Annotated in this window: 20 protein-coding genes and 1 tRNA gene; 9 read left to right on the plus strand and 12 right to left on the minus strand. The window is 31.3% G+C overall.

The features are described 5' to 3' along the window. Nucleotides 1-186: 186 nt before the first annotated feature. Entirely contained in the window at nucleotides 187-1,776 is a 1,590-nt protein-coding gene (locus P8K68_RS10355; protein ID WP_300250483.1) for a peptide chain release factor 3, read from the minus strand. Between the two features lie 382 nt (nucleotides 1,777-2,158). After that, nucleotides 2,159-3,352, minus strand: a complete 1,194-nt coding sequence (locus tag P8K68_RS10360; RefSeq protein ID WP_300250485.1) for an IS4 family transposase — start codon at nucleotides 3,350-3,352, stop codon at nucleotides 2,159-2,161. A gap of 236 nt (nucleotides 3,353-3,588) precedes the next feature. Here P8K68_RS10360 and idi point away from each other — a divergent pair, with 236 nt between their 5' ends. From idi to P8K68_RS10385, 5 genes are all read left to right on the plus strand, one after another. Further along, nucleotides 3,589-4,113, plus strand: coding sequence for an isopentenyl-diphosphate Delta-isomerase (gene idi / locus P8K68_RS10365; protein WP_300250488.1), 525 nt, complete (start codon nucleotides 3,589-3,591; stop codon nucleotides 4,111-4,113). Beyond that, entirely contained in the window at nucleotides 4,113-4,520 is a 408-nt protein-coding gene (locus tag P8K68_RS10370) for a 6-carboxytetrahydropterin synthase (RefSeq protein WP_300250491.1), read from the plus strand. The genes idi and P8K68_RS10370 overlap by 1 nt, the downstream gene beginning before the upstream one ends. Nucleotides 4,521-4,526: 6 nt before the next feature. Next, nucleotides 4,527-5,498: a type I phosphomannose isomerase catalytic subunit gene (locus P8K68_RS10375; protein ID WP_300250493.1), complete on the plus strand. Its 972-nt coding sequence runs from the start codon at nucleotides 4,527-4,529 to the stop codon at nucleotides 5,496-5,498. A 120-nt stretch (nucleotides 5,499-5,618) separates the two neighbouring features. Next, on the plus strand, nucleotides 5,619-5,888 hold the full coding sequence (locus P8K68_RS10380; protein ID WP_300250496.1) for a hypothetical protein: 270 nt from the start codon (nucleotides 5,619-5,621) through the stop codon (nucleotides 5,886-5,888). A gap of 60 nt (nucleotides 5,889-5,948) precedes the next feature. Further along, a tRNA-Thr gene (locus P8K68_RS10385) sits at nucleotides 5,949-6,022 on the plus strand. 68 nt (nucleotides 6,023-6,090) lie between these two features. On the opposite strand, the gene P8K68_RS10390 is transcribed toward P8K68_RS10385, so the two are convergent. Together P8K68_RS10390 and P8K68_RS10395 are read right to left on the minus strand one after the other, a co-directional pair. Then, nucleotides 6,091-6,798: a DUF4369 domain-containing protein gene (locus tag P8K68_RS10390; protein WP_300250498.1), complete on the minus strand. Its 708-nt coding sequence runs from the start codon at nucleotides 6,796-6,798 to the stop codon at nucleotides 6,091-6,093. A gap of 559 nt (nucleotides 6,799-7,357) precedes the next feature. Next, nucleotides 7,358-7,951: an alpha-ketoglutarate-dependent dioxygenase AlkB gene (locus tag P8K68_RS10395; RefSeq protein ID WP_300250500.1), complete on the minus strand. Its 594-nt coding sequence runs from the start codon at nucleotides 7,949-7,951 to the stop codon at nucleotides 7,358-7,360. A gap of 39 nt (nucleotides 7,952-7,990) precedes the next feature. Between P8K68_RS10395 and P8K68_RS10400 the strand changes: the two genes are divergently transcribed. Beyond that, entirely contained in the window at nucleotides 7,991-8,656 is a 666-nt protein-coding gene (locus P8K68_RS10400) for a M15 family metallopeptidase (RefSeq protein WP_300250503.1), read from the plus strand. Nucleotides 8,657-8,746: 90 nt separating this feature from the next. Here P8K68_RS10400 and P8K68_RS10405 read toward each other — a convergent pair whose 3' ends face one another. The 4 genes from P8K68_RS10405 to P8K68_RS10425 all read right to left on the minus strand — a co-directional run bounded on the left by P8K68_RS10405 (nucleotide 8,747) and on the right by P8K68_RS10425 (nucleotide 12,855). Beyond that, nucleotides 8,747-9,988: a DEAD/DEAH box helicase gene (locus P8K68_RS10405; RefSeq protein WP_300250505.1), complete on the minus strand. Its 1,242-nt coding sequence runs from the start codon at nucleotides 9,986-9,988 to the stop codon at nucleotides 8,747-8,749. Nucleotides 9,989-10,197: 209 nt separating this feature from the next. Next, complete coding sequence (locus P8K68_RS10410; RefSeq protein WP_300250509.1) at nucleotides 10,198-10,830, minus strand: MOSC domain-containing protein; 633 nt, start codon at nucleotides 10,828-10,830, stop codon at nucleotides 10,198-10,200. Between the two features lie 158 nt (nucleotides 10,831-10,988). Beyond that, a complete protein-coding gene (locus tag P8K68_RS14935; protein ID WP_366143745.1) occupies nucleotides 10,989-11,816 on the minus strand; it encodes an FKBP-type peptidyl-prolyl cis-trans isomerase in 828 nt (275 codons plus the stop codon). Between the two features lie 76 nt (nucleotides 11,817-11,892). Then, nucleotides 11,893-12,855 (minus strand): tRNA-dihydrouridine synthase family protein, encoded by a 963-nt coding sequence (locus P8K68_RS10425; protein WP_300250512.1) that lies wholly within the window; start codon nucleotides 12,853-12,855, stop codon nucleotides 11,893-11,895. Between the two features lie 238 nt (nucleotides 12,856-13,093). Here P8K68_RS10425 and P8K68_RS10430 point away from each other — a divergent pair, with 238 nt between their 5' ends. After that, nucleotides 13,094-13,855, plus strand: coding sequence for a DUF481 domain-containing protein (locus P8K68_RS10430; protein ID WP_300250516.1), 762 nt, complete (start codon nucleotides 13,094-13,096; stop codon nucleotides 13,853-13,855). Nucleotides 13,856-14,007: 152 nt separating this feature from the next. Here P8K68_RS10430 and P8K68_RS10435 read toward each other — a convergent pair whose 3' ends face one another. Then, nucleotides 14,008-14,640 (minus strand): nitroreductase family protein, encoded by a 633-nt coding sequence (locus P8K68_RS10435; RefSeq protein WP_300250518.1) that lies wholly within the window; start codon nucleotides 14,638-14,640, stop codon nucleotides 14,008-14,010. Between the two features lie 138 nt (nucleotides 14,641-14,778). Continuing rightward, the gene (gene htpG / locus P8K68_RS10440) at nucleotides 14,779-16,692 is read right to left on the minus strand and encodes a molecular chaperone HtpG (protein WP_300250521.1); all 1,914 of its coding nucleotides are present in this window, start codon (nucleotides 16,690-16,692) and stop codon (nucleotides 14,779-14,781) included. Nucleotides 16,693-16,959: 267 nt separating this feature from the next. Between htpG and P8K68_RS10445 the strand changes: the two genes are divergently transcribed. Further along, nucleotides 16,960-17,967, plus strand: coding sequence for a beta-ketoacyl-ACP synthase III (locus P8K68_RS10445; protein ID WP_300250524.1), 1,008 nt, complete (start codon nucleotides 16,960-16,962; stop codon nucleotides 17,965-17,967). Between the two features lie 460 nt (nucleotides 17,968-18,427). Here the strand turns inward: P8K68_RS10445 and P8K68_RS10450 are convergent, their stop codons facing one another. Continuing rightward, entirely contained in the window at nucleotides 18,428-20,902 is a 2,475-nt protein-coding gene (locus P8K68_RS10450; protein WP_300250526.1) for an outer membrane beta-barrel family protein, read from the minus strand. Between the two features lie 106 nt (nucleotides 20,903-21,008). Here P8K68_RS10450 and P8K68_RS10455 point away from each other — a divergent pair, with 106 nt between their 5' ends. Beyond that, complete coding sequence (locus P8K68_RS10455) at nucleotides 21,009-21,371, plus strand: CoA-binding protein (RefSeq protein WP_300250528.1); 363 nt, start codon at nucleotides 21,009-21,011, stop codon at nucleotides 21,369-21,371. Here P8K68_RS10455 and P8K68_RS10460 read toward each other — a convergent pair. Beyond that, on the minus strand, nucleotides 21,348-22,802 hold the full coding sequence (locus P8K68_RS10460; protein ID WP_300250530.1) for a sodium:solute symporter: 1,455 nt from the start codon (nucleotides 22,800-22,802) through the stop codon (nucleotides 21,348-21,350). The genes P8K68_RS10455 and P8K68_RS10460 overlap by 24 nt on opposite strands. Nucleotides 22,803-22,910 lie beyond the last annotated feature (108 nt).

Below are 22,910 nucleotides of genomic sequence, written 5' to 3' on the forward strand. Positions count from 1 at the left end.
CAAAATAAATCTGTAATTTTAGAGTAACAAAACATAGATAGGTTTTTAGATTAATAAATTGAATTTCAGTACTTTAATTTACTAAAAATCTATCTTTTTTACTATTAAAACTTATCTAAATATTAATCGAACTCAGGTTAACACCAAAAACATTATCTGACTTAAATAGGTTTTAAATGTAAAAGATTATTTAAATTCTGAAACAAAATGAAATTTCAAACTCGGATATTTTTGCTGGCTCATTTGAAGAGAAAATGGTGAGTCTGATAAAAACACCAATTGTTTTCTTTTGTCTTTAGCTAAAAAGCGTTGTTTTACTCTCAGAAACTCCTTGAATTCTTCACTTTTTTCATCTTCAGCCTCAATCCAACACGCTTTATGTACATTTAAGTTTTCATAAGTACATTTGGCACCATATTCATGTTCTAGTCTATATTGAATCACCTCATACTGAAGCGCACCTACAGTTCCAATTACTTTTCGACCATTAAGCTCTAGTGTAAACAATTGTGCAACACCTTCATCCATTAATTGGTCTATCCCTTTATTTAACTGTTTTGATTTTAAGGGGTCAGCATTATTAATATACCTAAAATGTTCTGGTGAAAAGCTCGGGACACCCTTATAGTTTAATACTTCTCCTTCTGTTAATGTATCACCAATTTTAAATGTGCCAGTATCTTGTAAGCCAACAATATCACCAGGGTAGGAGATATCTACGATTTCTTTCTTTTCAGCAAAAAAAGCATTCGGACTGGAAAACTTTACTTTTTTATTATGCCTAACATGAAGGTATTGAGTGTTTCGTTTAAATTCACCTGAAACAATTTTAACAAAAGCCAAACGGTTTCTGTGGTTGGGATCCATGTTAGCGTGTATTTTAAAAACAAAGCCTGTAAATTTATCTTCTTCAGGTTTTACTAAGCGCTCTTCACTTTGTTTTGGCCTTGGTTTTGGGGCTATTTCGACAAAACAGTCCAATAGCTCTCGTACTCCAAAATTATTTAAAGCTGAACCAAAGAATACGGGTTGTTGATTTCCATTTAAATAGGCTTCTTTACTAAAGTCTGGATAAATACCTTCTACAAGTTCAATCTCTTCTCGTAATGTATTAGCCGCTTTTTCTCCAACTAATTTGTCTAATTCCGGAGAAGATAAATCAGAAATCTCAATAGTCTCTTCAATATCTTTTCTGCTATCACCACTGAAAAGATTAATATTTTTCTCCCAAATATTGTAAATACCTTTAAAATCATAGCCCATACCAATAGGGAAACTTAATGGAATAACCTTCAATCCTAATTTTTGCTCAACTTCATCAAGCAAATCAAAAGCATCTTTTCCTTCTCTATCCATTTTATTAATGAATACAATCATCGGGATGTTTCGCATGCGGCAAACTTCAACTAATTTTTCAGTTTGTTCCTCAACACCTTTTGCTACATCAATAACTACAATAACACTATCTACAGCTGTTAATGTTCTAAAGGTATCTTCAGCAAAATCCTTATGCCCTGGTGTGTCAAGAATATTTATCTTAATACCATCGTATTCAAAAGCCAAAACAGAAGTTGCTACAGATATTCCACGCTGGCGCTCAATCTCCATAAAATCACTCGTAGCGCCTTTTTTTATTTTATTACTTTTTACAGCACCTGCTTCTTGTATGGCGCCACCAAAAAGGAGTAATTTTTCCGTTAAAGTGGTTTTACCAGCATCGGGATGAGAAATGATACCAAAAGTGCGTCTGCGTTCTATTTCTTTTAAAAAGCTCATAATAATAATAATACAAATAAGTGTGCAAAGATACTATTATTAAGTACAATTAAAATACTGGATATTCTGCATTATAAATAAATTGAAAGTAAAAATTAAGGTTTCTTCATTTTAGAACAAAAATGAATGTATTCAGAACATTTTGTATTAAAATTTTTAAGCTATATTTACTTTATAACATAACAAATTATATATTCAATTTGAGCTTAAATGTGTCTTAAGATGTTCTACAAAAAGAAGTATTTGCATTAAACAACAATAGTCAAAAAGCATTAATATATTTTATTAGTGTCTGGTTAAAATACGATTTTATCTAAAACCAGTCTACAATACCAATAAAACTGTTTTGTTTTTGATTTTTTTAAATAGCAAGGGGTCTATTTTAGAATAGGGTCAATTGTTTGTCTGGTGGTTTGGTTGTTAATTCGATCCATTTTTTATCTGGGTTTTCAAGGAATTTAAACAAGTCTATATAGGTCATCAAATGAAAGCGTATTACTGACACCATATTGGAATACGCCCATCTACGCTTAGTTTTTCGCTGTATTACTAGCATTAGCAATTGTATGATGAGTCCACACCAAATCTGTATTTCGATGGCATTTTGATTGTCTCCCAAGAAGTATTTTAGCGGAAAATTTTGTTTAAGTCTCTTAAACATTGTTTCTATCTGCCATCTGTGTTTATATATAGCTGCTATTTTATCTGGACTAATTAGAAAATTGTTTGTAATAAACTCAAAGACCTTGTTTGTATTTGCATCCCAGTATGCTACTCTTCTGAGTTCAACTTTATTTTTATTTTTACTAACGCTGATATGCTCGTCCTTTAATACGGCATCACTAGTGGTATCGGACAGGTCAAACTCTTGAATGTTTACATAACGAGCATTATCTTTCTGTCTGGTGACAAAATAAATGTCTTTGTCAATCCACCGCGCAAATTGCGTGTAATCGTTGTAAGCTTTATCAAAAACCACAAAAGAGCCCTTTTCCAAATTCAAATCTTTCAAAAAAATGTGGTCGTGTTTTGCAGCGCTCGTAAATCGGACAAGACAAGGAACATCCTCCAAGGCATTAATCATTGTATGCATTTTAATACCACCTTTCTTTTTGCCGTTAATTGGGTTGCGACCAACTCCTTTTAAGATGTCACTGAAGAGACTTATGGTACTGGAATCGACTATTTTTAAATGTTTTACTGGTATAGACAAGGAACTGCTGTCCGATAAAAACCCACGATACTGATTAAACAAGCTATAATAGATATTAGCAAACACCTCACTACTACGTTTTTTATTAGCGTTAGAGAGTGTGCTGCGTTTTGGAAAATGTTTTAGGTTCAAATGTCCTATTCTTCCCTCACAGGCAAGCAATATGGTAGATAGTTCACGTAATGAACTTACCCCGCTTAGAGTTCCATAGAGCATCGTCACTAAGTGGTCATAAGTCTTGAACCGCTTATAATACCTATCACTATTGTATTTTTTAGCTGTCCGACTAATTATTGATGGTGAAAGTAGCTTTAATAGTTGTTTGATAATAGGTTGTCCGCTAAAGTTATTACTTTTGTTCATGTATCGAGTTTTGTGGTAAAAACACGATATAAACTAAAGCGGGAAATCCATACTGGAAATCCCGCTTTTAAAAATGTTTATCGGACACTAATGATTTAAATGATATTTAACAAGTTGTAATTTTGTTTGTATTTTTGTGAAACTATGAAATGAGTGATAATAATTAAGTCGATTAGAACGCATAATTTTATTTACGAATTACATCTGACCCCCAAATAAAAAATAAAAATTAGCAGATGAAAGAAGAAAAAGTTATCCTAGTTAATGAAAAGGATGAACAAATAGGTTTAATGCCAAAAATGGAAGCTCATGAAAAAGCAGTATTACACCGAGCGTTTTCAGTTTTTATTTTTAATGATAAAAATGAACTCATGCTTCAACAAAGGGCATTAAATAAATACCATTCTCCTGGACTTTGGACAAATACGTGCTGCAGTCACCAAAGAGATGGTGAAACCAACATTCAAGCTGGAAAAAGGCGCTTACAAGAAGAAATGGGTTTTGTTGCAGATTTAAAAGAATCTATTTCATTTATTTACAAAGCCCCTTTTGATAATGGTTTGACTGAACATGAATACGATCATGTTTTGTTGGGTAAATATGAAAAAGAACCTGTAATTAATACAGATGAAGTTGCCAGTTGGAAATGGATGCCATTAGAAGAAGTAAAGGTTGATATTTCATTACATCCTGAATCATATACTGAATGGTTTAAAGTTATATTTAATAAATTCTATAAACATATAAACATCACAAATTAATGAAAGTTACCGTTAGTAGAAAAGCACATTTTAATGCCGCACATAGGTTATTTAGAAAAGATTGGACTTTTGAAAAAAATGATGAAATTTTCGGAAAATGTAATAATCCTAATTTCCACGGCCATAATTATGAACTTATTGTAAGTGTTACTGGTGAAATTGATAAGGAAACGGGTTATGTTATAGATATGAAGATTCTTAAAGACATCATTAAAAGTGAAGTTGAGGATGCCTTTGATCATAAAAATTTAAATGTAGAAGTTCCTGAATTCAGAGATTTAAATCCTACTGCTGAAAATATTGCAGTTGTAATTTTTAATAAAATGAAATCTAAGTTAGATTCAGATTTAAGTCTAGAAATTACACTTTATGAAACACCACGAAACTTTGTAACTTATTCTGGATAATAAAAAATGCACAAAACACTATACCCGTTAAAATTTACTCCTATTTTAAAAGATAAAATTTGGGGTGGTACAAAACTAAAAACGCTACTTAATAAAGCATCAGATTTACCAAATATTGGTGAAAGCTGGGAAATTAGCGATGTTGAGGGAGATGTTTCAATAGTTTCAAATGGAGATTTAAAAGGACAACCTCTAAAACACCTCTTAGAAACTTATAAAGACCAATTAATTGGCGGTAAGAACTATAAAATTTTTGGGAATAAATTTCCTTTATTAATCAAGTTTATTGATGCTAAGGAAGATTTATCAATTCAATTACACCCCAATGATGAACTAGCAGCAAAACGACATAATTCTTTTGGGAAAACGGAAATGTGGTATACCTTGCAAGCTGATGAGGGCTCCAATTTAATAGTTGGGTTTAATCAAGACATGACACCCGAAAAATATTTAAGTCATTTAGAAAATAAAACGCTTACCGAGATTGTAAATTTCGATAAAGTTAAGGAAGGCGATACCTATTTTATTGAAGTAGGACGAATTCATGCTATAGGAGCTGGTGTTATGGTGGCTGAAATACAACAAACAAGTGATATTACTTATCGAGTTTATGATTGGGATCGGGTTGATGATGAAGGTAATGAAAGAGAGTTACATAATGATTTGGCTATTGATGCCTTTGATTTTAATATGCCAGATAATTTTAGAGTTAATTATTCTAAAGAAAAAAATCAATCCAATCAAATGGTAAGTTGTCCCTATTTTACAACAAATTATATAGAGGTAAATGGCTTATTAAAAAAAGAAAATAATAAAGATTCTTTCTTTATATATATATGCGTAGAAGGTTCCGCTATAATTACTGCTAATGGTATATCTGAAGACTTAAAAAAAGGGGAAACTCTATTAATACCAGCAGCACTTGAACATTATGAAATTAATTCAAAAAAAGCTACGCTATTAGAAGTTTATGTGTAATTAAAAATAAATTCATCACCGTTTACTTTGATGCATCAAATAAAATTATCATTCCCGCTAAGTCGGGAATCTTTATATAAATTAATTACTTATTTTTGCGTAAATTTTAAAAAATACAAAATGGCAAACGTTAGAGAATTAAAAAAAGATATTAATTACGTTTTAGGCGATATTATAGAAGCTGTTTACATCTGGGAATACTCAAATACAGATAAAGACACTAAAAAGAGTGAAGCTATTATAGATGAAGCCATTGAAACTTTTGACGAGTTAATAGCAAAAGTAAATGCTAAAAATATAGACAATCCAAAAGCACATTTTAAAGCTATTAATAATGATCTTGAAAGAAAAGGAAGAGCTTTAATCGAAAAAATTAATAAACTAGGATAAGATTTTTAATGGAGTACTTGCAAATATTATTTTTGCGATTATATTTGCACCCATTAAAACGCCGATGTAGCTCAGCTGGCTAGAGCAGCTGATTTGTAATCAGCAGGTCGTGGGTTCGAGTCCCTCCATCGGCTCTAAAAAAAGCAAAAGCCTTTCCATGTGGAAAGGCTTTTTTATGAGTTCTTGTTTTATTTTAAAAATGTTAGTTGCTTGCCTCTGTGTTTTTGATTTTTTTGATAAAAGATTCTAATTCTTTTCCATATTTAGAAGCTTTTACTTTAGGTGTTAATGATTTATTTATTGTGTCTAATAAATCAATTCTAGCGTTATAAATTTCGGTAAGTGCTAAATAAGGCGCAACTTCACTATCTTTATTATTTAGTGCAAAGTTTACAGTAAATAGATATTTGCGTTTTAAATTATTGTCACTTTCTTTTATTAGTAAATTAAATGTAGCGGTGTCCCCTTTTTTTTGTGCATCAAATTGTTCTTTAATTAATTCTAAACTTCTGTTATTCATTCTAGAAATCAACTTCTTATAGTCTTCTAATACTTTTTGTTGTTCAGAACCTTTAATGTTAGCTTCAAAAGCAAAATTTTTCAATGTTGTATTAATTTCAGTAATACCTTTATCAGCAAAAAAGGTAATTCTATCTTCTTCAGCACTATGTTTATCTAAGTATAAATAGAATATCTCAGGAGCGTCTAAATCACTATGTAATTGGATATTAGAATGACCATTAACAACTAGTGAGTCTACAGTTACTAATAATGTATCTTCAACTTTTTTAAGATAAAGCGTCCCTTTTTTTAATCCTTTTATATTAACTTTTACAGTTAAGTCTTTTTGGTCTTTACCGCAAGCAACAAAAAATAGAGATATTAATAATATATATGATAATTTTTTCATTGAAATACTAAATATTTAAAGTGCCACAAATATCAAACAATTAAATGGCTTTTACTAGTTGCTTATTATTAATTTATAGTGTTAAATAAATTATAAAATAAGTAAGTAGTAGTTTTTGGCATGAAGTTTGAAATCTATTAAAAGTAATTACATTCGTAGAATAGTTTATTGAGTGGTTACTTTAAACTTAAGAATTGTAATTCATATTTTGGTTGGTTAGTTAGTAAAAAAGCATCCTGTTTCAGGGTGCTTTTTTTATGTTATCTGGTCTTCAATTAATGATTTATTAAAAGTATAAATATGTATTTCATCGATTATATTGATATTTTCATCTGTAAATGTTAAAATTTAGTGTATTACAACGATTTTAAATGTATTTAATCGTATTAGTGTGTTTAATAATTATATATTTGGAGTGTACTAAATAACACACTTTTTAGTTCAATGGATTAATTAATTAATATTTGCATTATGTTGTTAAAAATGGAAACCCCAAATCTAGCATCATAATAAAAAAAGCAAATTGAAAGAAAACCGAGTTTGAGGGAACTCGGTTTTTTTATGCAATAATTCTAAATGTTAAATTAATTCGATTTCCTACATTCTTTTTTGTTTTAGGTATTTGATGAAGCCAATTTGTTTGAGTTTCACCTTGCATCAATAACAAGCTTCCATGGTGTAAAATAAGTTTCTTTTTTAACGATTTATTATTTTTATGTTTAAAGTGAAAGACTCTTTCTGCACCAAAAGATACGGAAGCTATAATTGGGTTTTTTCCAAGTTCTTTTTCATTGTCTGCATGCCAACCATTACTATCATTTCCATCTCGATATAGATTTGCTAAACAACTTGTGAATTTAATTTTTAGTTCCGTTTCAATTGTATTCTTGATTTCTAATAAATCAGCTTCAAAAGGATGCGGCTGCATAACAATGTTGCTATACTTATAGCTGTTTTTATTATCAGCGTAAAAAGCTGTTAAACGCGGTTGCTGGTAAGTTTTTCCAAAGACGGTAATTTCATCTTGTTTCCAATTTATAAACTCTAATAAGTTTTTAAAATATATATCGGCTTCATTGATGTTGAAGAAGTTTGGATAGTAAACAACATCAGCATCTTTTAAGTTTAAATTAATAGAACTTTCAAAAAGCATATTCTTTTATTTTCTAAATTAGCATAATTCAAAATAAAAATGAAGTATACTTTAACTTTTTTACTCTGTTTGTTTTTTTCTAATCTTTATGCTCAACTTCCAAAGGGTTTTGTATACGTTAAGGATATTATTCCAGATTTAGAAGTAGAGTTACGTTATTTCACCTCAAATAATTTTGTAGGAAAGCCTATTGAAGGTTATTATTCTAATAAACTTATTTTAACAGAGGAAACTGCAAAGGCTTTAAAATTGGTTCATGAAGCCTTACAAGAGAATAATTTGTGCTTAAAGGTTTATGATGGTTTTAGACCACAAAGAGCTGTAAACCAATTTGTAAAATGGGCTAAAGATTTAAATGATACAATTAATAAACACACGTTTTATCCTAAGGTTAAAAAAAGAAACTTATTTAAAGCGGGTTACATTGCTTCAAGTTCTGGACATAGTAGAGGAAGTACCGTTGATTTAACCATTGTTGATGGTAATACAGGAATGCCATTAGATATGGGTAGTCTTTATGATTTTTTTGGACAAGAGTCTTGGGTTAATTATAAAAATATAACAGAGAGGCAGAAAGCTAACAGGCAATTGCTTCAAACTTATATGTTGAAATTTGGTTTCAGAAATTATCCTAAAGAATGGTGGCATTTTACGCTTCGGGCAGAACCATTTAGAGATACTTATTTTGATTTTGCTATAAAATAAATTCCTGCTTTCTGATAAGCTTTTTGATTCATAAAGGTTTTAACAAAAATATTTAAATAGTTTATAAATCTAATGCTCCAAAAGTCTAAATTAATACCAGCGTTTCTTTTTCTTTTTTGAAGCTTCACTCTTGCGTCCTTTTCTATGCTTACTCCCTGTTTTTTTAGACTTGTGGATAATTGGTTTTGCTTTAGGGTCTAAAGGATATGGGTGTTCTTCAACTATATCCAATTGTAATTGAATAAGTTGCTGAATGTTTTTTATATACTCTTTTTCGTCAGCAGAACAAAAAGAAAATGCCATTCCTGTATTTCCAGCTCTGGCAGTTCGTCCAATTCTATGTACATAAGTTTCGGGTACGTTTGGTAAATCAAAGTTTACTACGGCATCTAAATCATTAATATCAATGCCCCGTGCTGCCACATCAGTAGCTATTAAAATATTAACGTCACCTTTTTTGAATCTGTTTAAAGCATCTTGTCGCCCAGTCTGACTTTTATCGCCATGAATACTATCTACTTTATAGTTATTCTTTAAAAGTGTTTTTTCCAATTTATCAACTCCAAATTTTGTGCGTCTGAAAATGATAATATTACCTTTAATTGTGTTTCTAAGTAAGTGTAAACACAGTTCAATTTTATTCTTTTTAGGAACATAATATAGTAACTGAGCTACATTTTTTGAAGTAGAAGAATTTTGCGTCACTTCCACACGTTCAGGCGAATTTAAAATAGAATTTGCTAATTGCTCTACTTTATGGGGTATAGTTGCCGAGAACAAAAGAATCTGTTTTTCTTTGGTACATAAACGTTCAATCTTTCTAACATCATCAATAAAGCCCATGTCTAGCATTAAATCGGCTTCGTCTAAAACCAAGGTTTCAACATAATCTAAATTGATAATATCTTGCTTGTGTAAATCCAATAAACGCCCAGGAGTAGCAATTAAAATATCAACTCCTTTTTTTAAAACATCTTTTTGTGGCTCTATAGGTGTTCCACCATAAACAACAGTAGTTCTTAAGTTGGTATAAGTACTATAGGTTTTGAAATTATCTTCTATTTGAATGGCTAACTCACGGGTGGGACTAACTATTAAAGCTTTGATGGTTTTTCCTTTTTTAGGAGCGTCTTGTTGGTCTAATAAGGATTGTAAAATAGGAAGTGCAAATGCTGCCGTTTTACCAGTACCGGTTTGTGCAGAAACTATCACATCCTTTTTATATAAAACAAGAGGAATTGTTTTTTCTTGAACTAAAGTAGGATTATCATATCCTGCTTCTGCTACGGCACGCAAAATGGGTTTACTTATTTTTAAATCTTTAAAAGACATCTATAGTATAATTTGCCGCAAAGATATGATAAACAAGTTCAAAGCTTCATGAATAACACTTCCATCTTTAAATTGCTCAAATAAAAGAAGTCTTTTTGCCCTACTTTTTAAAATAAAAATAAACCGTAACAAAGGCTATGCTTTTTTTTTCTTTTTCAATTAGAACAAAAATCTATCATTTTCTTTTGAGCGCTTCAAAAACAGGACTGTTATAAAAAAGATTGCAGTTTATCTCTTTTTCGTTTTGGCAGTGCATTATTATTTATGATTAATTTGATATGCTCCTTATTTTTTTCTTTGTTGTAAAGTAAATTAAAAAACTGCCAAGTACTCAGGCTGTTTTTAGATTTTTTAACGGGCTCTAAAACATGCCCTGTTTTAACAAATCCTTCCTTTAAAACGCGAATATAAGTCCCAGAAAAACCATGGTCAATAAATTGCTTTAACACGTTTTGAGTGCCAAATTTTACTCCAAATTTATAGCATGGTTCTCTAGGTTGTGTTATTTGAACAAGCGCAGAGCCTATTTTGTAGATATCACCAATATGAATCTCTTTTTCATCTAATCCAGAAACGGTTAGATTTTCACCAAACATGCCCCAATTCCAATCTAGGTTAGGATATAAGCTTTTCCAATATTCATATTGATTTGCTGAAAATAAGTAACAGGCTTTGAATTCTCCACCGTGGTGTTTTCTATCGGTTACTTCGTCACCTTTTACGTCGTGTTTTCCTAAGGAAATCGGTTGATTTGTTGGTATTTTATAAATGCCAGTTGTTTCTTCTTTGCTATTCCAAATGATGGTGGTTGGTTTTGCTATGTTTGTTGAGATTATTTTCAAAAGGTTCGTTTAATACAAAAAAAAGTTTTGTTTCTGTGAGTTTTATTGATTGTTAAACGAAGTTAGGATGTTTTTCTGATAAAGTCAAGTTTCATTTCAAACAAAAAAACCACCCTGCTTTCACAAAGTGGTTTTTATATATAATTTAAAATTATCTTTTAGTTTACAGAAATAAGGTTTACATCGAAAATTATAACTGAGCCACCAGGTATTCCAAAAGTGCCATTGTTACCATAAGCTAAATGAGAAGGTATAAGTAAAGTTCCGTTTCCACCTTCGTTAAAATAGGGCATACCTTCAGAAAATCCTTCAATTAATCCTGTCAAATTAAAATTTACGTTTTGTGCACTTTCATCAAAAATAGTACCGTCAGTAAAATAGCCTTTATAAGTTACCGTAACATTATCAGTAAGGGTAGGTTGTTCACCATTTCCTATAGTGTCTATGGTGTAATACATACCAGAACTTGTTTTTTGCGCAACCAAATCATTATCGTTTAAATAAGTTTGAATGTCTTCATCATTTTCAGTTACATAATTCACGTAGATAAGTTTAATATCAAAAATAATAACAGAGCCTCCGGGGATTTGCTCATTTTTACTACTTCCATAAGCCAAATGTGCTGGGATTATAAGTTTTCCTTCGCCGCCTTCGTTAAAATAGGTAAGTCCTTCTGCAAACCCTGGAATAAGTCCTTGTAAACTACTAAATGAAACACCTGCTTCGTTTTCGTCAAAAATAGTTCCATCAGTTAAGTAGCCTTTATAAGCGACCTTTACTCTGTCTGTTATTTCAGGTTTCTCTCCAGTACCTTGCTCATCAATTACATAGTATAATCCTGAAATACTACTTTGTACATTTAGATTATTGGTTGCAATAAATGCTTGAATTTCTTGGTCGTTTTCTGTTCTATAATCTTTTGGAGCATCGTCAGAACTACAAGCAGTAAAAAAAACGATAGCAAAAGCAATTATTATATTTTTCATCATCTTAAATTTTGAGCAAATATAGCAGAATAAATTAGACTCAAATGTGTTTCTAAGTTTTAAAAAGACTTGAAAATCATTTGTTATTTAGTTTGCGCTCATGTTTTAAAATAGTACTTACAGCTTGTTTGTATTTAAACGGATTGGTTGCTTTTTTTATAGTTTTATACGTCTTTTGAGGATTAGAACACGACTGTGAAAAGAATTCCCAAAAGCCTAACATTTTCATTTTTATGGGTGTAGGTCCAGAAAGGTAATCGTTGTATTGTGTGTAAATAGTATTATGGAATTCCTCAAAAATATCCCAGCGGTTTTTTGGATATTCTGTGGTGTTATTTTTAATCATCTGTGGTAAAAATGGGTCGGCAATTAACCCGCGACCAATCATAAAATGATCTACACTAGGGAAGCGTGCTTGCATGCTTTTAAAAGTCGCTACACTTGTAATATCGCCGTTATAATATAATTTGTGCTTGGTGCTGGTAATACAACGCTCAAAAGCATCCAAATCTACAGGGCCTTTATACAATTGCTTTCCTATTCTGGCATGAATAGCAATGCTTTTTATGGGGTATTGGTCTAAAATAGGGAAGACGTCTAAGATTTCTTCAGCATGCTCGTACCCCAGACGCATCTTCATAGAAACTAAAATATCAGTTTCTTTATGTGTGCGTTCTAAAATGGTATTTATTTTTGATGGATTACAAATTAAACCCGAACCCATTCCAGATTTAGCAACCATAGGATATGGGCATCCTAAATTCCAATTTAATTCTTTGTAACCTAAACTTTGTACGTATTTGGCAACAAACAAAAACGCTTCGGCATCATTGGTTATAATTTGTGGTATAACCTCTAAAGAGGTATTGTTTACTTGTAATAAATCGTTCTGATAAGAAGCTTTAATTTTAAATTTACCATTAAGCCGGATATAAGGCGAATAAAAGGTATCGATACCTCCAAAATAATGATGGAAGGCATTACGAAATCTAAAATCTGTAAACCCTTGTAATGGTGAAGAAAGTAATTTAAAAGCCATTTATAAATGATGTGTTACAAAGATAGGGATATCTTTTTTTTGAATTTGAATAAGTTTTGCGAGTGCAGAGTGGTATTTTTTGAGAATTCTTTTAATATTTTCGCAAATTGATTACCTAGTGATGTCATTTTTTTTTGTACCTAGACTTTAAAATATAATTAATAAACTTGTAGTTTGTATTTTTTAAATTGAGTATCTCTAGGCATCTTAAAAAAAAGTAATTTTAAAATGAAATAGAATGAAAAATTTGTTGTTTTACCTTTTGTTTTTTCCCATCTTTCTTTCAGCACAAATAAACGAAAGTGATACGCTTAGGGTTAAAGCAAGTCTTTCTTTAACTGGTTTTTATCAAAGTGGAAATGTAGAAACTTTAATTTTTAGAGCAAAATCTGATTTAAGTTTTAAACCCTGGAAGGATTGGGTTTTTAAAAACCAAAACTCCTATGTCTTTCAAGAGTTTGGTAAGGCAAAGGCAGATGAAGATATATTGAGTCTCAATTTTTTGTACCTTAATCCTGAACGAAAAATATATCCATTTGTTTTGGGTTTTGTGAGTACTAATTTTCGAAGAGAAATTGATTTACGATATCTGTTAGGTGCAGGAGCCACTTTTCAAATTCTAAGCAAAAAAAATAATTGGCTCAAATTTTCGGTTTCTAGTGAATATGAACAGACTGATTTTTCTGAAACAACCTTTAATTATTCGGAGTATAATGGCAACCAGTCTATAAATACTTTGCGCGGTACTATTTGGGTAAATGGTAAATATCATGTGTTTAAAGAGAAAGTTATTTTAAATCATGAAATTTATTTTCAGCCTTCTTTGGAGCAAAGTAATAATTTTCGTTGGCAAGCAGATCTTGGTTTAGAACTGCCCATTTGGAAGTATTTAAACTTTAAAATAAATTACCGACATACTTATGAAAGTATAGTGATAGAGAACCAAAAACAAGAAGATAAGTTTTTAACTTTTGGTTTTACTCTAAAAAGTTATCAATAAAATAGAGAATCTAACTTTAAGATGTTTTTGTTTATATTATATGTATTGTAGCGATAAAGTTAAGTTTCAATTCAAACAAAAAACCACCTTGCTTTTACAAAGTGGTTTTTAGTTCGTATTCGTTCCGCGTAAGCAAAATAGTCATAGTTTTCTTATTCAATAACAGTAACTAGATCTTCTATAGGTTTTCTAACTTTAGGAAGACTAACTAACCAGTCATTTTCAGTATCTCTATAACCAACAGGAAGCATAACACAACTTCTGAGTCCTTTAGCTCTTAAATCTAAAATTTCATCTAAAGCATCCGGGTCAAAACCTTCTAGAGGTGTGCAATCTACGCCTTGAAAAGCAGCAGCTGCTATAGCTTGTGAAAAAGCAATATAAGCTTGTTTCGCAGCGTGGTTAAAGTTTACTTCTGGATCTTTTTGAGGATAACTACTCAATAACATTTGGCGGTAATTTTCCCAACCTTCATTTTCAAACCCACGAACGGTATTGGTTAAATCGAACATTTTATTGATACGATCTGCTGTATAGGTATCCCAAGCAGCAAATACTAATAAATGCGAACAGTCTGTTATTACTGGTTGATTCCAAGAAATAGGTTTGATTTTTTCTTTCAACTCTTGATTGGTAATAACGATAATTTCAAAAGGTTGTAAGCCACTTGAAGTAGGCGCAAGGGATGCTGCTTCAATAATATTATTTATTTTTTCTTGAGCTACTTTTTTGCCATTCATAGCTTTTGTAGCGTAACGCCATTTTAATTTTTCTAATAATTCCATAGTATTTTTTTGTATTGGTAAAAAAACCACCCTGTTTTCACAAAGTGGTTTTGATTTTTTATTTGTTCCGCGAAAGCGAAAAAAATTATAGTTTTAATTTATGGGATTGCCACGTTATCCGTTCTCGCAATGACGTTTCTATTTAATCATTTCGTAACTGCGCTTAATAAAGTTAGTTAACTCTTCGCCTTTAAGCAACCCTTGAGATAACCTAGCTAAATCTAAACTTTGCTTAATTAAACGTTCTTGTTTCTTTTTGGTTTTAGTACCAAGAATTTCTCCAACCAATTCAGAGTTTGTATTCACAACTAGGTTGTACATTTCTGGCATGCTTCCAAACATATTCATACCGCCACCGCCTCCGGTTGCTTGCATTTCTTTCATTCTACGCATAAATTCTGGTTGCGTTATCGTAAATGGAGATTCATTACTATCCATAGCCTCTAACTGTACCATGAATTTATCAGAAGGAATAACGTCTTTTAATAAGTCATCTAAAGCTTTCGTTTGATCTTCATCTAATTTAGAAATTGTGTTTTCATCTTTCTTAATTAAATTATTAATGTGATCTCCGTCTACACGTGCAAAGGTAATGTTTTCTTTAGTGCTTTCTAATTTCTGAATTAAGTGAGATACAATAGGAGAATCTAGCAATAACACTTCATAATTTTTAGCTTTAGCAGTTTCAATGTAACTGTGTTGTGCATCTTTATCTGAAGCGTAAAGAATCACTAATTTGTCATCCTTATCTGTTTGATTTGCTTTTATTTTATTGAAAAGCTCTTCGTAAGTATAGTATTTACCATCAACCGTTGGGTATAATGCAAAGGCATCCGCTTTTTCAAAGAATTTTTCTTCAGAAAGCATACCGTATTCAATCACGATTTTTATATCGTTCCATTTTGCTTCAAAATCTTCACGGTTATTATTGAATAACGATTTTAATTTGTCAGCAACTTTTCTAGTAATGTAAGATGAAATCTTTTTAACCGCACCATCAGCTTGTAAATAAGAACGTGATACGTTTAATGGAATATCTGGCGAATCAATAACACCACGAAGCATGGTTAAAAATTCTGGAACAATACCTTCAACATTATCAGTTACATAAACTTGATTTTGATACAGCTGAATTTTATCTTTTTGAATTTGAATATCATTCGACATTTTTGGGAAATATAAAATACCTGTTAAATTGAACGGGTAATCTACATTTAAGTGAATGTTGAATAACGGCTCTTCAAATTGCATAGGATACAATTCTCTGTAAAAACCACTGTAATCCTCATCTTTTAAATCTGCTGGTTGTTTTGTCCACGCTGGATTTGGATTGTTGATGATGTTATCAACCGTTATTTGTTTGTGAGGCTCAGTTGTTTCTTTACCGTCTTTATCTTTTGTTGTTTCGGGTGTATGCTCAGGATCGTTTATCTCCTTAGTTCCAAATTTAATAGAAACAGGCATGAATTTGTTGTACTTCAATAACAACTCGCTAATACGAGATTCTTCAAGAAATTCTGTAGAATCTTCAGCAATATGAAGAATAATTTCTGTTCCTCTTTCAGTTCTGTCAGAAGGTTCTAAAGTGAATTCTGGAGAGCCATCACAAGTCCAATGTGCAGCAGGTTCATCTTTAAAAGATTTAGTAATGATTTCAACTTTTTCAGCAACCATAAAGGCTGAATAGAAACCAAGACCAAAATGCCCAATAATCCCTGAATCTTTAGCAGAATCTTTATACTTATCTAAAAACTCTTCAGCTCCAGAAAAAGCCACTTGGTTAATGTATTTCTCTACTTCTTCCGCAGTCATCCCTAAACCTTGGTCTATAATATGAAGTTTTTTACCTTCTTTATCAATTTTAACTTCAATCTGTGGGTTACCATATTCAACTTTCGCATCACCTACATTTGTTAGGTGTTTTAGTTTTAAAGTGGCATCTGTAGCGTTACTAATAAGCTCACGTAAAAATATTTCGTGATCGCTGTACAAGAATTTTTTAATGAGTGGGAAGATGTTTTCTACCGATACATTAATGTTTCCTTTTGTCATGATATAATTGTTTTTATTTTTCTTTTCCACAAAGGTGGAAAACTGTTTATACTTTTTTATTTGTTCTAAAAGTAATAGTCAACAAAAATGCCAATTGATGAAATATGACAAACTGACACGATTTTTTCGTATAAGAAAGTAAAATTCAAAAGCTAAATTTAAAAAACAAAAATATGTTTAGACCTAGATTTGGAATTTGGGTTTTTATAATTTTGGAATTTGATAGTATTATTTCGTACTTTGGTTAATCTAATTAATAGTGAAAACATGTATAATTCAAAAATAATAGGATTAGGTAAGTATCTACCGGATAATGTGGTGACTAATGATGATTTGTCTAAAATGATGGATACTAATGATGAATGGATTCAAGAACGAACAGGTATAAAAGAGCGAAGATGGATTCCTGAAGGATCTGAGGACACATCGGCAGTAATGGGTGCCAAAGCTGCAAGAATAGCTATTGAGCGTTCTGGTTTAACAAAAGATGATATCGATTTTATAGTATTTGCCACGTTAAGTCCAGATTATTATTTTCCAGGTTGTGGTGTTCAAATTCAAGATATGCTAGACATGCCAACCGTTGGTGCGTTAGATGTAAGAAACCAATGTTCTGGTTTTGTGTATGCCATATCTGTGGCAGACCAATTTATAAAAACAGGCATGTACAAAAATATTTTAGTTATTGGTGCAGAATATCATAGTAACGGATTAGATAAATCTACACGAGGCCGAGGCGTAACCGTTATTTTTGGCGATGGGGCAGGAGCGTGTGTACTATCTAGAGAAGAAGATAATACAAAAGGCATCCTTTCAACTCACTTACATAGCGAAGGTAAATATGCCGATAAACTTATTGTAGAAGGACCAAGTATAGCGCATTGGGTTCCAGAAATTCTTGCAGCAGACGAAGAAGATTTAACGTATTTCCCGTACATGGATGGTACGTTTGTTTTCAAACATGCCGTAGTACGTTTTAGCGAGGTTATAGTAGAGGGTTTAACAAAAAATGGCTTGCAAAAGGAAAATATAGATATGCTAATCCCGCATCAAGCTAATTTAAGAATAGCACAATTTATTCAGAAAAAGTTTGGTTTACGAGACGACCAAGTGTTTAATAACATCATGAAATATGGTAACACCACAGCGGCATCAGTTATCATTGCGTTAACAGAGGCTTGGGAAGAAGGTAAAATAAAAGCAGGAGATAATGTAGTTCTCGCAGCTTTTGGTAGCGGATTTACTTGGGGAAGTGTGATTATTAAGTGGGCATAAACTAAGTCAAAACATTTTTGAAAAATAATAGATTATCAAAAAACCCAAAACTTTTTAGTTTTGGGTTTTTCTAGCTATTAATCAACTTCAACTAACACTTAATGTGAAGAATCTTAATGTGTTAAACGTATAGGTTTGAAAAATATTTCATCAACAAACTAGATTTAACGTGTTTTTAAATTATACAAATCCTAAATACGAATGGTATGTTTTGTAGATGACTAACTCTAAATAATTACGACTTCGTTTTTTGGTTAGATTGTATATTATTAAGTTAACGTATTTTCAGGTAAATTATTATGTTTAGTATTATATTTTAACATTATTTTTAACATTTTGGCATAAAATAGCACAATAAAACACAAAACCACTGACTAAAAGTTTAGGGGTTTCTATTTAATAAACCTACATGAACACTAACCATCAAATATTATGCTGGCTATTAAAATTTAATTAAATTTTACAAAAACCCACCAGTGCCAGATTTAGTGTTATTATCTCTTTGTTTTCTTCTTAAAGCACGGTATTTGCCACCACCAAATCTGTATGAAAGTGCAATGTTCCAAGTATTACTTTCCCAATTAAAAGCACCAACAGAAGGGAAAGGTGTATCGCCTTCAAATTCAAATTTCATAGTATTTAAAATATCGCTGTAGTTAAAACTAAACGTCGCTCTATTATCTTCTAAGAAACTATATCGCATCCCCGTATTTAGCATAAACATAGGTTTTCTGGTAAATTGAATGCCTTCTTCCTTGCCACGATACATAGCAAATACTGAGAAACTCAATTTTTTTGAAACTTTAAAATTATTAAAAGCTCTTAAATTCCAAATAACATTATCAACCTCTGTGTCCTGTCTAACAATATCATTAATTGTAGCATTCTGTATATCATCAGCATCTAGTATTTCAGTAATGCCTTGTTGTGTTTGTGAGTATAAATCAAAACTAGCATTTAGGCTCCACCATTTTGTTGGTTTGTAATTGGTTGATAATTCAAGTCCGTATGCTGAGGTATTTTCAAAATTATCAAAAGATAAAATGGCGTTTCCAGAAGTAATGTCTGTTCTGTCTATAGCTACAAATCTACTTATGTTATCTTCAATAATTCTATAAAACACACCTGCTGTAATACTTCCACCTTTAAGCTGTCTAGTATAATTTGTTTCAATAGAGTTGGTAAATTGTGGTTGTAATGCAGAGTTTCCAAAAGATGAAACACGAGGCGTGCTCCATTCTCTTATCGGATTTACTTGTTGTAATCCAGGACGATCTACACGACGACTAAAACTTAGTTGGTACGCATTTTTATCTGATGGATTATATGTTAAAAAAGCAGATGGATACACTTGAAAATAATCATTTGTAAACGGAATTAACTCTGTGCTATTATCATCAAAAAGTCTTAAAGCATCGGCAGTAACATTAACTTGTTCTGCTCTAACACCAACTTGGTAATTCCATTTCTCAAGCGTTTTTCCAAAAGTGAAATAAGCAGAGTAAATATCTCTATTATAATCAAAATCAGTACTTGGTGTTGGTATAATATTCCCTTCACTAGAAAATGTTTGTCCTGTAGACATATAATCAATATCAGAGTTAAATAATAGGGCTTGTAGTCCTGCTTCAATCTTGGTTTTATCGTCTATAGGCTTTACATAATCTACATTTACTGTGGTTTGATGACGCTGAGTATCTACATTATCCACATAGTTAGGCGGGAAATTAAAATTGAAGAAATCAAAATTAGCAATTTCATTATTTTCAAAATCATTTAAATCAATTTCAATATCTAGTGTTTCTTGATCATCATTAAACTCATGCTTATAAGCTAGGTTGTATTGACCAGAATTGTTTTCAGAAATATTAGTAAATAATTGACTTTGAGTTAGTGTACTATAATTTATTATTGTATTTCCAAAACCATCACCTTTAAAAATATTTTGGTTGGTAAAAAATGAAATGGTGTTTTTATCATTCATATAAAAATCTACACCAACTTTATATAAGTGCGATTTGTTATCGTTTCCAAATTTAAAGTCTTGACGCGAATTATCATCTAATCTATCAATGTCTCCAAAGTTATCGTACTTACCAATATTATTTCCGTAGTTACCATAAAAATTGAATTTTCCATTTCTATAGTTCATATCAATAGAACTATTGAATTTGGCAAAAACTTCGTTTGTAACTCCAATATTCATATTTCCGTTAAACCCTATTTGAGTGTTTTTATGAAGTTTAATATTGATAATACCACTCATGCCCTCTGGATTATACTTAGCAGAAGGATTAGTTATCAATTCAATTTGCTTTATGGATGTAGAAGGAATTTGTTTTAAAAGTTGTGCAATAGGTACGTTACTTAATTTGCCGTCAACCATAACACGTACATTTTCGTTTCCACGAAGACTGATGTTTCCTGTTTGTTGATCGACGCTTACTGATGGGATATTATTCATAATATCGCTTGCGCTGGCACCAGCAGTTGTTAAATCTTTACCAATGGTAATTACTTTTCTATCTACTTTTTGTTGAATTGTAGATATTTCTGCTACTACGGTTACTTCATCTAAACCTTCTGCTGATTCTTCAAGCAATATATTGCCTAGGCTAACTTTGTAATTGCCTTTACCAATAGTAACATTTTTATTAATCGTTTTATAACCTATGTATTGAATGCTAACAACAATGTTGCCTTCTTCAACCTTATCAATAGTAAAAGAGCCATCGTCTAAGGTTATACCACCAGTAATAATTTTGCCTGCATTATTTTTAATAATTATGTTTACATAAGGTAAGGGTTCTTTTAAACTTGCGTCTAATACTTTTCCTGAAATAGTGCCAGTTTTGTCAATTGTAGGGTCTGGGTTTGCTGCATGTGCTGCTGAAATTAAAAATAGAATAGCACATAAAAAGAGTAGTCTTTTCATTTGATTGATTTTGATTTTTTGATTGATGTTTTATTTAAAGACGCAATATTTCAATTTCTGTTACTGTAATTAGGGTATATTAACAGTCTTTTAACTTTTTTAACAAATGAATAAAAAAACATTAGTACTCGGAGCATCATTAAAACCAAACAGATATTCTAATTACGCCATACAAAGATTAGTTTCAAATAATATTGATGTGGTCGCTTTTGGTTTAAGAGCTGGAGAAGTATTGGATATTAGAATCGATACGGAATTAATGCCATATAAAGATATACATACGGTTACATTATACTTAAACCCAGAAAGACAAAAAGCCTATTATGATTATATTGTGTCTTTAAATCCTGAGCGCGTTATTTTTAATCCTGGCACAGAAAATCCTGATTTTTTTAGTGTTTTAAGAGCAAATAATATTGATTTTGAAGCGGCTTGTACGTTAGTACTACTGTCTACGAATCAATATTAAACCCAAAAAAGTTATTAAACCGTTTATGGGTAAAATTTCCCAATGAAATTTATATGCTCCAATTATACTTTCAGGTAAAAGGGTTATACAATAGGTTATAATGATTGATAGTAATCCAATAATCCAAGTATATTTATCTTTAATTTTATACTTTGTTAAAATGCCAAATGCAAATAAACCGAGTAAAGGGCCATAAGTAAAGGTGGCAAATTTAAATAGGTTGCTAACCACATTGCCTTCAAGGCTATTAAAAATTATTACGACAATAATTAGTACAATAGAAACACCAATGTGTACCTTTTTACGAAGTGGTTTTTGAGCAGCTTTAGGCAGTTTTTCTATGTTTAAAAAATCTACAGAAAATGATGTGGTTAATGATGTTAAAGCGCTATCTGCACTCGAGTATGCTGCTGCTATTAACCCGATAATAAAGGTAACACTCAAGGCAGTGCCTAAATTTTGATTCATGGCAATCTCAGGGAATAACAAATCTGTTCTTACTCTGCCATCTACTGTTGGTACTTGCAGTCCAAATTTATCTGCGTAGATAAATAATAAAGCCCCAAGAGATAAAAAGAAAAAGTTAACAAATACCAGAAGCGTAGCCATTGTTAACATGTTTTTCTTGGCTTCTCTAGGTGTTTTACATGTCAGGTTTTTTTGCATCATATCTTGATCTAGCCCCGTCATAGCAATAGCTATAAAAATACCGCCAATAAAATATTTCCAAAAATAAGTGGTAGTATTCGGATCATCAAAAAAGAAAATTTTTCCTTTAGCTGAAAATTCTGGAGAGTTTAAAAACGCAACGTAACTCCAATCTAATTTTTCGGTAATTAAGAAAATGGCAACTCCTACAGAGGTTAACATCGCTAGCGTTTGGAGGGTGTCAGTCCAAACAATAGTTTTTATACCGCCTCTATTGGTATAAAGCCAAATTAAAAGAATTGATATTACCACTGTTGCCCAAAATGGAACGCCAATAGCTTCAAAAACAATATACTGCATAGCCAAAGCCACCAAGAAAAGTCTAAACGAAGCCCCCGTAACACGAGATAGTAAAAAGAAAAAAGCACCAGTTTTATAACTTACTACACCAAAACGTTGTTCTAAATATTGATAAATAGAGGTTACATTAAGTTTGTAATAAATAGGTAATAGGACAAAAAGAATAAATAAATATCCAACAAAAAAACCAAGAACACCTTGCATATAAGCAAATTGTTGCCCTTCAACCATGCCCGGAACAGAAATAAAAGTAACTCCAGAGAGTGATGCACCAATCATTCCAAAAGCCACTAAATACCAAGGTGCAGATTTATTAGCTTTAAAAAAAGCATCATTACTATCTTCTTTTCCTGTGAAATAGGATATTAAAATTAAAATTACAAAATAGGCTACTATAAGAAGTATGATTTGAGTGGATGTCATAAAAAAAACTAATTTTCAAAATTTGAAAGTACAAATATAAATTTAAAATAGGTTTTTTAACTTCCCTTTGAAGTTGTCCTTACCCTGAAAGATGGGAATCAAAATACT

The sequence above is a fragment of the Algibacter sp. genome, assembly GCF_029245835.1.
Classification (GTDB): Bacteria; Bacteroidota; Bacteroidia; order Flavobacteriales; family Flavobacteriaceae; genus Algibacter_B.

Coding starts and splice junctions, on each gene's coding strand:
- P8K68_RS10355 (WP_300250483.1), bottom strand. CDS start 1,776: ATGAGCTTTTTAAAAGAAATAGAACGCAGACGCACTTTTGGTATCATT.
- P8K68_RS10360 (WP_300250485.1), bottom strand. CDS start 3,352: ATGAACAAAAGTAATAACTTTAGCGGACAACCTATTATCAAACAACTA.
- idi (WP_300250488.1), top strand. CDS start 3,589: ATGAAAGAAGAAAAAGTTATCCTAGTTAATGAAAAGGATGAACAAATA.
- P8K68_RS10370 (WP_300250491.1), top strand. CDS start 4,113: ATGAAAGTTACCGTTAGTAGAAAAGCACATTTTAATGCCGCACATAGG.
- P8K68_RS10375 (WP_300250493.1), top strand. CDS start 4,527: ATGCACAAAACACTATACCCGTTAAAATTTACTCCTATTTTAAAAGAT.
- P8K68_RS10380 (WP_300250496.1), top strand. CDS start 5,619: ATGGCAAACGTTAGAGAATTAAAAAAAGATATTAATTACGTTTTAGGC.
- P8K68_RS10390 (WP_300250498.1), bottom strand. CDS start 6,798: ATGAAAAAATTATCATATATATTATTAATATCTCTATTTTTTGTTGCT.
- P8K68_RS10395 (WP_300250500.1), bottom strand. CDS start 7,951: ATGCTTTTTGAAAGTTCTATTAATTTAAACTTAAAAGATGCTGATGTT.
- P8K68_RS10400 (WP_300250503.1), top strand. CDS start 7,991: ATGAAGTATACTTTAACTTTTTTACTCTGTTTGTTTTTTTCTAATCTT.
- P8K68_RS10405 (WP_300250505.1), bottom strand. CDS start 9,988: ATGTCTTTTAAAGATTTAAAAATAAGTAAACCCATTTTGCGTGCCGTA.
- P8K68_RS14935 (WP_366143745.1), bottom strand. CDS start 11,816: ATGAAAAATATAATAATTGCTTTTGCTATCGTTTTTTTTACTGCTTGT.
- P8K68_RS10425 (WP_300250512.1), bottom strand. CDS start 12,855: ATGGCTTTTAAATTACTTTCTTCACCATTACAAGGGTTTACAGATTTT.
- P8K68_RS10430 (WP_300250516.1), top strand. CDS start 13,094: ATGAAAAATTTGTTGTTTTACCTTTTGTTTTTTCCCATCTTTCTTTCA.
- P8K68_RS10435 (WP_300250518.1), bottom strand. CDS start 14,640: ATGGAATTATTAGAAAAATTAAAATGGCGTTACGCTACAAAAGCTATG.
- htpG (WP_300250521.1), bottom strand. CDS start 16,692: ATGACAAAAGGAAACATTAATGTATCGGTAGAAAACATCTTCCCACTC.
- P8K68_RS10445 (WP_300250524.1), top strand. CDS start 16,960: ATGTATAATTCAAAAATAATAGGATTAGGTAAGTATCTACCGGATAAT.
- P8K68_RS10450 (WP_300250526.1), bottom strand. CDS start 20,902: ATGAAAAGACTACTCTTTTTATGTGCTATTCTATTTTTAATTTCAGCA.
- P8K68_RS10455 (WP_300250528.1), top strand. CDS start 21,009: ATGAATAAAAAAACATTAGTACTCGGAGCATCATTAAAACCAAACAGA.
- P8K68_RS10460 (WP_300250530.1), bottom strand. CDS start 22,802: ATGACATCCACTCAAATCATACTTCTTATAGTAGCCTATTTTGTAATT.